At 67.9% G+C, this 14,100-nt stretch carries 11 protein-coding genes; 6 read left to right on the top strand and 5 right to left on the bottom strand.

Annotation, left to right across the window (positions count from 1 at the left end; genetic code table 11):
• Window positions 1–33: 33 nt before the first annotated feature.
• A complete protein-coding gene (locus ACWPN8_RS11135; protein ID WP_492240808.1) occupies window positions 34–1,953 on the top strand; it encodes a tetratricopeptide repeat protein in 1,920 nt (639 codons plus the stop codon).
• Window positions 1,954–1,989: 36 nt separating this feature from the next.
• Here the strand turns inward: ACWPN8_RS11135 and xseA are convergent, their stop codons facing one another.
• Window positions 1,990–3,624, bottom strand: a complete 1,635-nt coding sequence (gene xseA / locus ACWPN8_RS11130; protein ID WP_492240807.1) for an exodeoxyribonuclease VII large subunit — start codon at window positions 3,622–3,624, stop codon at window positions 1,990–1,992.
• Window positions 3,625–3,696: 72 nt separating this feature from the next.
• Here xseA and purD point away from each other — a divergent pair, with 72 nt between their 5' ends.
• The gene (gene purD / locus ACWPN8_RS11125; protein WP_492240806.1) at window positions 3,697–4,983 is read left to right on the top strand and encodes a phosphoribosylamine--glycine ligase; all 1,287 of its coding nucleotides are present in this window, start codon (window positions 3,697–3,699) and stop codon (window positions 4,981–4,983) included.
• A 61-nt stretch (window positions 4,984–5,044) separates the two neighbouring features.
• On the opposite strand, the gene ACWPN8_RS11120 is transcribed toward purD, so the two are convergent.
• Both ACWPN8_RS11120 and ACWPN8_RS11115 read right to left on the bottom strand, forming a co-directional pair.
• The gene (locus tag ACWPN8_RS11120; protein WP_492240805.1) at window positions 5,045–6,550 is read right to left on the bottom strand and encodes a methyl-accepting chemotaxis protein; all 1,506 of its coding nucleotides are present in this window, start codon (window positions 6,548–6,550) and stop codon (window positions 5,045–5,047) included.
• A 241-nt stretch (window positions 6,551–6,791) separates the two neighbouring features.
• Entirely contained in the window at window positions 6,792–7,244 is a 453-nt protein-coding gene (locus tag ACWPN8_RS11115) for a nucleoside deaminase (protein WP_492240804.1), read from the bottom strand.
• Window positions 7,245–7,349: 105 nt separating this feature from the next.
• Here ACWPN8_RS11115 and ACWPN8_RS11110 point away from each other — a divergent pair, with 105 nt between their 5' ends.
• The 3 genes from ACWPN8_RS11110 (at window position 7,350) to oxlT (ending at window position 11,222) form a co-directional block, all read left to right on the top strand.
• Window positions 7,350–8,672, top strand: coding sequence for a pseudouridine synthase (locus ACWPN8_RS11110; RefSeq protein ID WP_492240803.1), 1,323 nt, complete (start codon window positions 7,350–7,352; stop codon window positions 8,670–8,672).
• The gene (gene rsmD, locus ACWPN8_RS11105) at window positions 8,653–9,213 is read left to right on the top strand and encodes a 16S rRNA (guanine(966)-N(2))-methyltransferase RsmD (protein ID WP_109096586.1); all 561 of its coding nucleotides are present in this window, start codon (window positions 8,653–8,655) and stop codon (window positions 9,211–9,213) included. The genes ACWPN8_RS11110 and rsmD overlap by 20 nt, the downstream gene beginning before the upstream one ends.
• 662 nt (window positions 9,214–9,875) lie before the next feature.
• Window positions 9,876–11,222, top strand: coding sequence for an oxalate/formate MFS antiporter (gene oxlT, locus ACWPN8_RS11100; protein ID WP_109096587.1), 1,347 nt, complete (start codon window positions 9,876–9,878; stop codon window positions 11,220–11,222).
• An 81-nt stretch (window positions 11,223–11,303) separates the two neighbouring features.
• On the opposite strand, the gene ACWPN8_RS11095 is transcribed toward oxlT, so the two are convergent.
• A complete protein-coding gene (locus ACWPN8_RS11095; protein WP_109096588.1) occupies window positions 11,304–11,537 on the bottom strand; it encodes a hypothetical protein in 234 nt (77 codons plus the stop codon).
• A 341-nt stretch (window positions 11,538–11,878) separates the two neighbouring features.
• Between ACWPN8_RS11095 and ACWPN8_RS11090 the strand changes: the two genes are divergently transcribed.
• Window positions 11,879–13,564: an alpha-amylase family protein gene (locus ACWPN8_RS11090; protein ID WP_492240802.1), complete on the top strand. Its 1,686-nt coding sequence runs from the start codon at window positions 11,879–11,881 to the stop codon at window positions 13,562–13,564.
• Here the strand turns inward: ACWPN8_RS11090 and ACWPN8_RS11085 are convergent.
• Entirely contained in the window at window positions 13,561–13,998 is a 438-nt protein-coding gene (locus ACWPN8_RS11085; protein ID WP_492240801.1) for a winged helix-turn-helix transcriptional regulator, read from the bottom strand. The two genes, ACWPN8_RS11090 and ACWPN8_RS11085, sit on opposite strands and share 4 nt — an antisense overlap.
• Window positions 13,999–14,100 lie beyond the last annotated feature (102 nt).

Genomic DNA, 14,100 nt, shown 5'->3' with positions numbered 1-14,100 from the left:
AAAGGGCGCGGATAGGGGAAGGACGGTACGGTCATGGCGACGATTCAGGAAGCTCTGCTCATCGCCTTCGACCTTCACCAGGAGCGGCGCTTCGATGAGGCAGACGCCATCTATCGCCAGATTCTGGACGCGGTTCCCGGCCATGTCATGGCGCTCCATCTGCGCGGCATCCTTCTGGGGCAGAGCGGCAGGCTGGAGGAGGGCTGCGACCTGATCCGGCAGGCAATCGCCGGCGACGGGACGCAGCCGGATTTCCATACAAATCTCGCCGGGTTGCTGGAGGCCTTGGGCCGGCCGGGCGATGCGCTGGACTCGATGGTCCGCGCTGCCACTCTCGATCCCGACAGGGTCGTGCAGCTCAACGATTTTGCGATCAGATCCCTAAATGCGGGCTGTCCCGGCAAGGCCGCGCAGGCACTCCGGACTGCGGTCGGGCTGCTACCGCTGGCCGTCGAGCTGCGCTGCAACCTCGCGGTGGCGCTGGCCGCCGACGGGCAGTCGGCGGCGGCGGCGGCCGAGCGCCGCATCGCTCTGCTGCTGCTCCCTGGCGCCGCCGAGATGCTGCGGCTGTTGGGGGAGTATCTCCTGCAAGCGGACGGGCAGGCTGCTGAAGGCGAGGCGGCATCGACGCTCCGGCGTGCCCTGATCCTCGATCCGCTGCATCACGGCATCTGGAACGGGGTCGGCAGGCTGCACATGGAGGCCGGACGATTGACGGAGGCATGCCGGGCCTACGAGTCCGGCCTTGCGGTCGATCCGTCGGCGGCGGAGCTGTGGAACAACCGTTCGAATGTCCTGAAGGGGCGGGACGATCTCGAAACCGCACTGGCCGGCCAACGCCGGGCGGCGGCGCTGCAGCCGGACGAGGCGGGCATCCACAACAATCTGGGCGACGCATTGCTGCTTGCGGGCCAACCGGAGGATGCATTGGCCCATGCGCAGGCGGCGCTGGCGCTCGCTCCCCAACTTGGGGATGCCCGGCTGCTTCGTGCCGCGGCGCTGCTGACGCTCGGCCGTTTCGAACAAGGGTGGGCGGCCTGGGAGGATCGCTGGACCGTGCCGCCCTGGCTGCTCGCCGCCGGCCGATTCCCGCAACCGGCCTGGACGGGCCAGCCGCTGGGCGGGAACCGTCTGCTGATCTGGGGCGAACAGGGGATCGGCGACGAAATCCAGTTCGCCAGCCTGCTGCCGCTGCTGGTCCAGGCGGGTGTCAGCTGTGTGTTGGAATGCGAACCGCGGCTGGTTCCGCTGTTCGCGCGCTCGCTGCCGGAGGTGGAGGTGGTCGCGCGTGGCTGGCCCCCCGATCCAAGCCTGACGCGGACCGGGGCTGCCGACCCGGACCGCGCCCCGATTGCCGCGCAAATCCCGGCGGGCAGCCTGCCGCGCCTGCTGGCGGACGCCGGGGGTGTCCCGCGCTCCGCCGCTCCCTATCTGCTGGCCGATCCGGCCAGGGTTTCGGGGCTTCGGGCGGCGATTCCGGCGGGCACGCTGGCGGTCGGCATCGCCTGGCACACCACCAATCCCAAGCACGGGCGTAGTCGCAACATTCCGTTGCGCGTGTTGGCGCATGCGCTCCACCGGCCCGGCGTCCGCCTCGTGGTGCTGCAATATGGCGACTGGACGCAGGAGATCGCCGCCTTGACGGCGGAGGGCATCGACATCGGCGGGCTGCCCGGTCTCGATCCCTGGAGCGATCTGGACGGGTTGGCCGCGGCGGTCGCCGCCGTCGACCTTGTGGTCTCCATCGACAACATCACCGTGCATCTGGCCGGGGCGCTGGGGCGCCCGACCTGTGCCTTGCTGCCCCATGCCGCCGAATGGCGCTGGCTGCGCGACCGGACGGACACCCCCTGGTATCCGACCGTCACCCTCTGCCGCCAGCAGGCGCCGAAGGATTGGAGCGTGCCGTTGCGGCTCGCACGGCAACGGCTCGACGAACTGGCCGGCGGATAGCCTGCTCCGCTGCTGTCCGACCCAGGCCGACCGGTCTCAGAACAGGCTGCCCTGTACGGGCACCGGCCGAGGCTTGCGCGGTGCCGCCTTCTTCTCCGGCTTGGGTTCCGCCTGCGCCTCGGGCTTCACCTCTGGCTTGGGGGTACCGCCATCGACGGTTGCTGCAACCTTGGCATCGTCGGCGAAGACGATGTTGACGGCCAGACCCGGCGTCGCCTGATCGGCACGGGTGACCGGGCGGCCGTCGCGGTCCTCGACCAGGGCAAAGCCGCGGGCCAGCACGCCCTTGTAGCTGTAACTCTCCAGCAATTGGCCGAGCGACGCCAGAGATGCCGCCTTGTCGGCAACCCCCTTGGCATAGCTGCGGTCGAGGCGCGGCGTCAGGTCGGCAATGCGGCGTTCGCCGTCGGCCAGCTTCACCCGCGCCGGGGTCAGCGACAGCCGGCCGGCAACCCGGTCGAAGCGTCCGCCAGCGGTGGTCACCGCATGGCGCAGGCCTGAATCGAGGGCGCGGCTTTCCGACGCCAGCTTCTGCTCCGCCTGGGCCAGCTTTTCGCGCGGGTGGCGCAGCTTCGCCGCCAGCTCGCCGACGCGGGTACGGCGGCGCTCCAGCAGGGCGGACGCTGCGAGATTCAGCCGTTCCGCCCGGTCGTCCAGCCGCTGGGCATGACCCTCCAGCAGGGCGCGGGGATCGCCGAGGCCGCGGGCCAGCCCCTCCACCCGGTTGCGGCGGTCCTCCACCGCGCGCGAGGCGCAGGCGAGCAGCCGGCGCTCGTCGTCGAGGATCTGGGCCAGCAACTCGCCGCGCACCGGCACCGCCATCTCGGCGGCGGCGGTCGGGGTGGGCGCCCGCAGGTCCGACGCGAAGTCGATCAGCGTGGTGTCGGTCTCGTGGCCGACGGCGGAGATCAGCGGGATGGCGCTGGCTGCGGCTGCACGGACGACATTCTCCTCGTTGAAGGCCATCAGGTCTTCCAGCGAGCCGCCGCCGCGCGCGACGATGATCAGGTCGGGCCGGGGAATGCGTCCACCCGGCTGGATGCGGTTGAAGCCCTCGATGGCCGCCGTCACCTCGGCCGCCGCACGCTCGCCCTGCACCGCGACCGGCCACAGCAGGACATGGCGGGGGAAGCGGTCGTTCAGCCGGTGCAGGATGTCGCGGATGACCGCCCCGGTGGGGGAGGTGACGACGCCGATTACGTCGGGCAGGAAGGGGATGCGCTTCTTGCGGGCGGGATCGAACAGCCCCTCCGCCGCCAGCCGGCGCTTGCGCTCCTCCAGCATCTTCAGCAGCGCGCCTTCGCCGGCCAGCTCCATCAACTCGACGATCAGCTGATATTGCGAGCGGCCGGGGTAGGTCGTCATCCGCCCGGTGACGATGACCTCCAGCCCTTCCTCCGGCCGGACGGCCAGCTTCGCCATGGTGCCGCGCCAGCACACCGCCTCGATCACCGCGGTGTCGTCCTTGAGGCGCATGTAGCAGTGGCCGGAGCTGTGCTTCTTCGGCTGGCTGATCTCGCCGCGGACGCGGACGAAGCCGAACTCCTCCTCGATGCTGCGCTTCAGCCGGCGGGCAAGGTCGCCGACGGTGAATTCCGGAAGGTTGGAGCCGGGGCGCGGTTCCGGGGCAATCAGCGGCGTGGAGGTTTGGGGTGCGTTTTCGGACGTCATGGCGCTCTTGAGTTGGGGCGCCGCCATGATACAAGGCGCGCAGATCGCAACAAGGCGGAAGGAGCGCCCCCCATGAAAGTCCTCGTCGTCGGATCGGGCGGTCGTGAGCACGCGCTCTGCTGGGCCATTTCCAACTCGCCGCTGTGCGATGCGCTCTATTGCGCACCGGGCAACGCCGGCATCGCCGACGTCGCCACGCTGGTCGCCATCGGGTCGGAGGATGTCGACGCGCTGGTGCGCTTCGTCCAGGAAAACGCCATCGACTTCGTCGTCGTCGGTCCGGAAGGCCCGTTGGTGCTGGGTCTGGTGGACAGGCTGACCGCGCTGGGCGTCAAGGCCTTCGGGCCGAGTGCGGCGGCGGCGGAGCTTGAGGGTTCCAAGGGCTTCATGAAGGACATCCTGGCGAAGTACGGGGTGCCCACCGCCTTCTACGAACGCTTCAAGGACCCCGAGGCCGCCAAGGCCTATGTCCGCAAGCATGGCGCCCCCATCGTGGTGAAGGCCGACGGTCTGGCCGCCGGCAAGGGCGTTACCGTCGCCCGCACCGAGCAGGAGGCGTTCGAGGCCATCGACGACGCGCTGGTCGGCGGCCGTTTCGGCGCTGCCGGTGCCGAGGTGGTGGTGGAGGAGTTCCTGGACGGCGAGGAGGTCAGCTTCTTCGCGCTGTGCGACGGCGAGAACGCGCTGCCGCTGGCCTCGGCCCAGGACCACAAGGCGGTCGGCGACGGCGACACCGGCCCCAACACCGGCGGCATGGGTGCCTATTCCCCGGCCCCGGTGCTGACCGCCGACCTGCAGGAGCGCGTGATGCGCGAGATCATCCTGCCGACGGTCAAGGGCATGGCGGCGGAAGGCAAGCCCTTCAAGGGCGTGCTGTTCGCCGGCCTGATGATCATGCAGACGCCGGACGGCCCGGTGCCGAAGACGCTGGAGTTCAACGTCCGTTTCGGCGATCCGGAATGCCAGACGCTGATGATGCGGCTGAAGTCCGACGCGCTGGCGGCGCTGGTCGCCGCGGCCGACGGGGTGCTGGACAGCATCGACCTGCGCTGGCACGACCGGACCGCGCTGTGCGTGGTGATGGCGGCCAACGGCTATCCCGGCGATTACGCCAAGAACACCGAGATCCGCGGGCTGGACAAGGCCGGCGCGGTGGATGGCGTGACCGTGTTCCATGCCGGCACCAAGCGGGCCGAGGATGGCCGGGTGCTGTCGGTCGGCGGCCGGGTGCTGGGCGTCACCGCGCTGGCGCCGACGGTGGCGGAAGCTCAGACGGCTGCCTACAAGGCGGTGGACGCGCTGGACTGGCCGGGCGGCTTCTGCCGCCGCGACATCGGCTGGCGGGCGGTGGGGCGGTAAGCTCTGCTGTCGGACAGGGGATCAGGGGGCGCAGTGATGCGCCCCCTTTTGCGTTCCGGTTTCAGGCACGCAGCCGTTCCGACGTGGAGGCGATGTTCTGCGACACCACTTCGATGTCGCGGACCACGCGGGTGACGCTGTGGGCGATCTCCTTGGTCGCCGATTCCTGCTGCGACACGGCGGCGGCGATGGTGGTGGAGATCTGCTGGACGTCGGTGACGATCGTGCCGATGCGGCGGATGGCGTCGACCGCGTGCAGCGCCTCCTGCTGGACCGACGCGATCTGTGCCGCGATGTCGTCGGCAGCGCTGCCGCTCTGCTGGGCCAGCGACTTCACCTCGTTCGCCACCACGGCGAAGCCGCGGCCCGCCTCGCCGGCACGGGCGGCTTCGATGGTGGCGTTCAGCGCCAGCAGGTTGGTCTGCGAGGCGATGCTGTTGATCAGCTTGGTGATGGCGCCAATTCGCTCGGCCGAGGTGACCAGGGCTTCCACCGCGGCGTTGGTGCGGGTCGCCTCCTCCGATGCCTTCAGCGAGGCGCCCGACGCCTCGTTGGCGCGGTTGCTGATGTCGGAGATCGAGGCCGACAGCTCCTCCGTCGCGGCGGCGACCGTCTGGGCGTTGGCGGTGGCGCGGTCGGCGGCGGTGCCGACCTCGCGGTCCAGGGACTCGGCAAGGTTGGCGATGCTGCTGCGGCGTTCGCCGTCCAGTTCCGCCTGCCGCAGCTCGGCCATCTTCTGGCCGTGGATGTCGATCAGTGAGCCGCAGGCACGCAGGGCCAGGCCGTTGCCGTCGCGGGCGACGCCGCCGATGGCGCGGAACCAGCGATAGGTGCCGTCCTTCAGCTTCAGCCGGTAATCGACGTCGTAGCCGGTGCGGCCGCTGCGGTCGTTCAGGCAGGCCATGAAGCCGTCGAAGGTCGGTTTGGCGTCGTCCGGGTGCAACCGGTCGGCCCAGGAATTGACGCCATCGGGGAAGCCAACCTTGTCGTCACGGTCGAAACCGGCGAGGCGGCGGAACTCCGGCGACCAGTGCCAGCGGCTCTGCGCATGCATCGGGTCGGCGTTGTGGAACACCGCATCCCAGAGCCCGACGCCGGCATGGCGGTCGAGCAGCTTGGCCCGCTCCAGTTCGTTGCGCTCGGCATCGATGTCGATCAGCGATCCGCAGGCGCGGAGCGCAAGGCCGCTGCTGTCGCGGGCGACGCCGCCGATGGCGCGGAACCAGCGATAGCTGCCGTCCTTCACCTTCAGCCGGTAATTCACGTCATAGCCGGTGCGGCCGCTGCGGTCGTTCAGGCAGGCCATGAAGCTGTCGAAGGTCGGCTTGGCATCGTCCGGGTGCAACCGGTCGGCCCAGGACCCGACCTTGTCGGGGAAGCCGGCCTTGTCGTCATGGCCGAAGCCGACGAGGCGGCGGAATTCCGGCGACCAGTGCCAGCGGCTCTGCGCATGCATCGGATCGCCATTGTGAATCACGGCGTCCCACAACCCGACGCCCGCATGGCGTCCCAGCAGAGCCAACTCTTCGGCTGCCTGATTGTCCTGGGGCTTGCGGAACGACAACATTTTTGAACTCCCGATGGCTGACGGCTGTCGACGCATCATGGACAGATATTCGTTAAACAAACACTTAACAGACCATAAATTATCTACACGTACACTATAACCTTTCTGCTATGCCTCGGAGGCTTTCATCCGGATTTGTCGTGGGGTTGTTTTGTAATGGTGTGTTTAATGCTGAGAAATTCTATTCCGACGCGTTGATAACAATAGTGCGCGCAACGAGAACCAAGCCTTTGGAGATGGCTCATCGGCGCTTTCTGAAGAAGTCCCGCAGCAGCGCCGCGGCCCGGGTCTCGCCGATCCCGCTGTAGACGTCCGGCGCGTGGTGGCAGGTCGGCTGGGTGAAGAAGCGCGGGCCATGGTCTACGGCGCCGCCCTTGGGGTCGTAGGCGCCGTAATACACTCGCCGGATGCGGGCGAAGCTGATCGCCGCGGCGCAGAGCGCGCAGGGCTCCAGCGTCACATACAGGTCGCAGCCGGGCAGGCGGGGCTGGCCGCGCCCGGCACAGGCGGCGCGGATCGCCAGCAACTCGGCATGGGCGGACGGGTCGCACAGCTCCTCCGTCCGGTTGCCGGCGGCGGCGAGCACCGCACCCGTTGCGGGATCGACGACGACGGCACCGACCGGCACCTCGCCGCGCGCGGCGGCGGCCTCGGCGGTGGCGAAGGCGAGGTCCATATAGCTGGGAGACGGCATGGCCGGGCAGGGTGCCAACCGCCCGCCGAGCCCGTCAACCGGATTCCGGTGGCTGGGCGCTGGACCAGTGTTGCGGGCGGCGCGTCCAGGCCCTATGGTCCGGCCATGGACCGCTCCGATACTGCCAAGAAATCCGATTCCGCCACCGCCTCCGGTGCTGGCGGCGGTGAACGAATCGCCAAACGACTGGCGCGCGCCGGCCTATGCTCGCGCCGCGACGCCGAACGCTGGATCGCCGAGGGCCGCGTCGCGGTCAACAGCCGCGTGCTGGACAGCCCCGCCTGCGTGGTGCGCCCCGGCGACATCGTGCAGGTCGACGGCAAGGTCATTCCGGAACCGGAGCCGGCCCGCCTGTGGCGCTATCACAAGCCGTCGGGGCTGGTCACCACCGCCCGTGACGAGAAGGGGCGCGAGACCGTCTTCGACCGCCTGCCGCCCGACCTGCCGCGCGTGGTCTCCATCGGCCGTCTCGATCTGACGACCGAAGGGCTGCTGCTGCTGACCAACGACGGTGAACTGGCCCGCTTCCTCGAACTGCCGGCCACCGGCTGGACCCGCCGCTACCGCGTGCGCGTCTTCGGCGAGGTCGACGAGAGGCAACTGGCAGCGCTGGAGAAGGGGCCGACCATCGAAGGCGTGAAGTACGGTCCGATCGAGGCCGCGCTCGACCGCATCCAGGGCCGCAACGCCTGGCTGACCGTCAGCCTGAAAGAAGGCAAGAACCGCGAGATCCGCAAGGTGATGGAGTCGCTGGGGCTCCAGGTCAACCGGCTGATCCGCGTCGCCTACGGTCCGTTCCAGCTCGGCAAGTTGGAAGAGGGCGCCGTCGAGGAGGTGCCGAAGCGCGTCGTCCGCGAGCAGATCGCTCCCTTCTTCGGCACGCCCGAAGGGGCGGAGTCGACCGAGTCCGGCACCAAGCAGCGCGCCAAGGCCCGTGCCGAAGCGGCGGGGAAGCCCGGTCCGAAGGCCGCATCCTCGAAAGGCGGGGCGGCGAACGCCGACGCCAAGGCGGCGCCGAAGCGCGCGCCGCGGTCCGCCACCAAGCGGCACGAGGCCGAAGCCGCCCGCACCGAAGAGACCAAGCCGGCGCGGCGCGGCACCCGCGGCACCCTGTCGCTTGGCGGCGGTTCGGCCAAGCCGGGCCGTACCGGCAAGCCGGAGGGTGCCCGCTCCGATGCCCCGCGGTCCGAGGGCGCACGTTCTCGCGATGACAGGGCTCGCGATGACAGGGCTCGCGACGACAGGCCCCGCGATGACAGGCCGCGTGACGGCAAGGCTCCCGGCTTCAAGCCAGGCGGGTCCAAGCCAACTGCTCCGAAGGGCGCCGGTCCGGCGCCGCGGGGCGGTCCGAAGGCCGGCGGCGGCGAGAGGTCCGGCGGCGGGGCTGGCGGACGGACGGAGCGCCCGCGTGCGGATCGTCGGCGGTAAGCACCGCGGCCGCAGTCTGGTGGCACCGGGCGGGCGCGATACCCGCCCCACCACCGACCGCACCCGGCAAGCCATTTTCAACATCCTGGCCCACGCCGACTGGGCGCCCGAGTTCGAGGGCGCCGCGGTCGTCGATGCCTTTTGCGGCACCGGTGCGCTGGGGCTGGAAGCCCTGTCGCGCGGTGCGTCCTGGTGCGGCTTCCTCGACATGGGCCGGCCGGCGCTCGACGCCGTGCGCGCCAATGTCGAGGCTCTGCGCGAGACGGCGAACGCCCAGATTCTGCGTGCCGATGCGGCCAAGCCGCCGCCGGCCCCTCGTGCCTGCATGCTGGCCTTTCTCGACCCGCCCTATGGCCAGGGGCTGGCGCCGCGCGCGCTGGAGGGTCTGCTGCGCGCCGGCTGGCTGGCTGAGGGCGCGCTCGCCGTGGTTGAGGTTGCCGACCGCGACCCGCTGCCTCTTCCCGACGGTTTTTCGGCGCTCGACGAGCGCCGCTATGGCGACACCCGCGTCGCCTTCCTGACGGTCCGCCACCCGGCCTGACCGCTTGGGCGGTTCCCGCCCGACCCGCCCTTGGCGTTTCGCGTCAGTCCTTTACATCCCCTGAGTTCCATTTTTTACCGGCCCCGCCCACCCGCCGATGGGGGCGCATCCCTGGCGTTCCAAGGCTGGCGCTCGTGTTTTTCCATCATGCGGAAAGACGAAACGGATTGTTGAGTTCCAAAACAATCCGAGCAAAACATTATGTGTCGCCGATGCGGTTCCTCTATGGAAACGGCGGCATCTATCTATCTCCTAAGACTGCACACCCTCGTTTGAGGGGGCCGTGCAGGTACCGGCACGGCTTCTTTTTACAGAACACGCGACCGATCGGATGAACCGATAATAGAACCGGCGTGGACCGCTCGCCGGATGTGGTGTGTAAGGTAAGTTTTACTTGATCAGTCTGTATGCCTACGGCGTCGATCCGTCCGTCGGTGTCTTTTTGTCCCCGGTTTTGGCATACCAGATTACATATCTGGCATTCCTAAATCGGGACAATCGAACTCCGAGCGATTGTCGGCATCCGCGCCGAGTTCCGGAAAGGAACCGTCAGCAAGAGCGGTCCGTCCGGGTCATTCCGCAATCGTGATTGGCGTGCCGGTCCCCGGGAGAGGGGCCGTGCCGCCGGCTCAGGCAAGTTTAAGGGAGGCACGATGGCTCATATGAATTCACAACCGGCGGCGGAATCCGCGGCGCCGGTTTCCGATGCGGTCCGCTGGACGCAGATCGTCGTCGGCATCGTCTGCATGGTGGCGGCGGCCAACATCCAGTACGCCTGGACGCTGTTCGTCCCGGAAATCCAGGCGACCCATGGCTGGACGCGCGCATCGATCCAGACCGCCTTCACCATCTTCGTCGTCGTGCAGACCTGGCTGACGCCGATCGAGGGCTATTTCATCGACAAGTACGGCCCCAAGGTGATCGTTGCCGCCGGCGGCTTCTTCACCGGCCTGTCCTGGATCATCGACAGCTATGCCGGCACGCTCACCATGCTGTATGTCGGCTCGGCCATCGGCGGCATCGGCGTCGGCTGCGTCTACGCCACCTGCGTCAACAACGCGCTGAAGTGGTTCCCGGAAAAGCGCGGTCTGGCGGTCGGCCTGACGGCGGGCGGCTATGGCGCCGGTTCGGCCCTGACCATCCTGCCGATCTCGGCGATGATCCACAGCAGCGGCTACCAGTCGGCCTTCTTCTGGTTCGGCCTGGTGCAGGGCGCCATCATCATCTGCGCCGCGCTGTTCCTGCGCATGCCGCAGAAGGAGCAGGTCAAGGCCTCGACCAAGGTCGCCCAGACCCGCCGCGACTACACGCTCAGCGAAGCCATCCGCACCCCGGTGTTCTGGGTGATGTGGGCGATGTTCATCGGCACCGTCACCGGCGGCCTGATGGCTGTGGCCCAGCTGGGCGTCATCGCCCACGATCTGGGTGTGAAGGAAGCCCCGGTCAGCGTCTTCGGCCTGACCATGGCGGCTCTGCCCTTCGCCCTGATGCTCGACCGCGTGATGAACGGCATCTCGCGTCCGCTGTTCGGCTTCATCTCGGATCACATCGGCCGTGAGGCGACCATGTTCGTCGCCTTCACCCTGGAAGGCGTCGGCATCATCATGCTGAGCCGTTTCGGCCACGACCCGATGATGTTCCTGATCCTCAGCGGCATGGTCTTCCTGGCCTGGGGCGAAGTGTACAGCCTGTTCAGCGCCACCTCGGCCGACACCTTCGGCACCAAGCATGCCGGCAAGATCTACGGCGTCCTCTACTGCGCCAAGGGTGTCGCCGCCCTGCTGGTCCCGCTGGGCAACCTGCTGATGGAAGCCACCGGCACCTGGGCGACCGTGCTGTACGTCACCGCCACCATGGATCTGACCGCCGCGGCCTGTGCGCTGTTGGTCCTGAAGCCGATGCTGGCCCGGCACCATGCCCGGAACGAGGAGCTGGCACGCCGCGCCGAACATGGCGATGCAGCCCGCGCCGTTCCTGTCGGGGCCGCCGCCGGCACCGCCAACGGGTAAGGCGCAGTCGGGGGGCTTCGCTCGGAAGACTGACTGACGGATGCGGGCCGGGATGTGCGAGAGCACCCCGGTCCGCATCGTTCATTCGATCCAGAAGGGCCGGTCCTTGGCCTTGCCGGGTTTGCCTTCGGAATTGTTTTCGGTCTGGGCCGCCTGCTGGAAGCGGTCGGAGGAGAACAGGATGCCCGGCTCCTCTTCGGTCTCGTCCTTCTCCGGCTCGATGACGGTGAAGCCGCCGCGGCCGCTGGCCATGTAGACGGCGTGGCCGATCATGCCGGTCAGCGCGAGGAACAGAAGGGCCTGGGTCTCGATCATGGCGGAAACGTCCTTATCGGGAGGGGAGGGGCGTCGACAGGAACAAAAGCGACAGAAACAAAGGCGATAGGAACAACAGGGCACGAGGCCAAACGGCATCCCTCGCGGGCAGCGGGTGCCCACGGTGACGGTTCAGTCATGCTGTACTGCAACATAAGCAGGCCGGCATGCTACCGCAAAAAGTTTTGCATACCAGATGCCGGATGCCTGACCTGCAACTTTGCCGCAGGCGCACCCACCACCGAAGGGCGGTTTGCCCCGCAACCAAAGTGGCCTTGCCGCTGTTCCCCGCTTGTCCTCCCCGCATCGGGCCGGGGACAGGGCATCGCGATGGAGCGGCCATGATCCGGGACCTCTGGTACAAGAATGCGGTGATCTATAATCTGTCGCTGTCGACCTTCATGGACGCCAACGGCGACGGCGTCGGCGATTTCCAGGGGCTGCTGCGCCGGCTGGACTATCTGCACGGACTGGGGGTGACCTGCCTGTGGCTGGGGCCGTTCCAGACCTCGCCGATGAAGGACGACGGCTACGACGTCGCGGATTACTACAACGTCGATCCGCGTTACGGCACGCTGGGCGACTTCGTCGAGTTCACCCATGCCTGCGAACAGCGCGGCATCCGGGTGATCATCGATCTGGTGATCAACCACACCTCCGACCAGCATCCCTGGTTCAAGGCTGCCCGCAGCGATCCCGAGAGCAAATATCGCGACTGGTATGTCTGGTCGGACAAGAAGCCGGAGAATGCCGACCAGGGCATGGTCTTTCCCGGCGTGCAGAAATCGACCTGGACCTATGACCGCGAAGCCAAGGCCTGGTACTTCCACCGCTTCTACAAATTCCAGCCCGACCTGAACACCGCCAATCCGGAGGTGCATGCCGAGCTGCTGAAGATCATGGGCTTCTGGATCCAGCTGGGCGTCGCCGGATTCCGCATGGACGCCGTGCCCTTCATCATCGCGGAGAAGGGGGCGGACGTCACCGAGCCGAAGGAGCAGTTCGGCATGCTGCGCAGCTTCCGCGAGTTCGTGCAGTGGCGGCGCGGCGACGCCATGCTGCTGGCCGAGGCCAACATCCTGCCGGAGGACGACCTGCACTATTTCGGCAGCGATGGCGACCGCTGCCACATGATGTTCAATTTCCAGGTCAACCAGCATCTGTTCTATGCGCTGGCGACCGCCGACACCGGGCCGCTCGCCAAGGCGCTGGAGGTGACGAAGCCGCGGCCGGCAACCGCCCAATGGGGCACCTTCCTGCGCAACCACGACGAACTCGACCTGGGCCGGCTGACCGAGGAGCAACGGCAGGCGGTGTTCGCCGCCTTCGGGCCGGACAAGTCGATGCAGCTCTATGACCGCGGCATCCGCCGGCGGCTGGCGCCGATGCTGAACGCCGACCGGCGGCGGATCGAGCTGGCCTACAGCCTGATGTTCACCCTGCCGGGGACGCCGGTCATCCGCTATGGCGACGAGATCGGCATGGGCGACGACCTGTCGCTGCCTGAACGGAACTGCGCCCGCACGCCGATGCAATGGTCGGACGAGCCGCATGGCGGCTTCACCAAGTCCGACGATCCGGAAACTCCGGTGATCGGCGGCGGTGTCTTCGGCTATGAACGGATCAACGCCGCCTTCCAGCGCCGCGACCCGCAATCGCTGCTGAACTGGACCGAGCGCATCATCCGCATGCGCAAGGAGTGTCCGGAAATCGGCTGGGGCGATTTCCAAATCCTGAAGACCGGCCGGCCGGAGGTGCTGGCCCTGCGCTACGACTGGCGGAACAACGGGGTGGTCGTCCTGCACAACCTGTCGGACAAGCCCTGCGAGATCGTGCTGGACGTGGACGGCCATGGCGAGGGCTGCCGGCTGGTCAACCTGCTGTCGGAAGACCACAGCGAGCCCGACGCGAAGGGCCGTCACCATCTGGTGATGGAGGCCTATGGCTATCGCTGGTTCCGGGTCGGCGGGCTGGATTATCTGCTGCGGCGGACGGAGGGGGACGGCAAGCCCGGCGAGGAGGTTTAGGCGACGTCCAGCCGCACCGGAGCGTCGTCCTCGCTGCGGTCATAGGCGGCGCGGGCTTCCAGCATCTGCGCGATGTGGGTCTCGGCCCACATCCGCAGCGGCACCAGCGTTTCGGCCAGGGTGGCGCCCAGCGGGGTGATCGAATATTCGACGGTGACCGGCACGGTGGCGAAAGCCCTGCGGCTGACCAGCCCGTCGCGCTCCAGGCTTTTCAGGGTCTGCGACAGCATCTTCTGCGAGATGCCCTCGATCTCGCGGCGCAGCTGGTTGAAACGCATCGGCCCGCTTTCCAGCAATCCCAGGATCAGCACCGTCCATTTGTCGGCGATCCGGTCCAGCGCCTGGCGCGTCGGACAGGCGGAGGCATAGGCGTCGGGCAACTGGTCCATTTCCGACGGCCGCTTGCCGCCCAGCCCCAGCAAGGTCCTGTCCATCCGCATCCACTCCCAGGCCGGCGGTTACATGCAAGTGACCATGTCACGAAAAGGTGCCTTCTTTACACCAGATTTCCAAAACGGCATCAAGTCACTATTGGA

The sequence above is a fragment of the Azospirillum sp. UENF 112521 genome, from assembly GCF_058780665.1.
The sequence above is the reverse complement of the archived record's forward strand: the minus strand, read 5'-3'. Positions and strand labels throughout refer to the sequence as shown.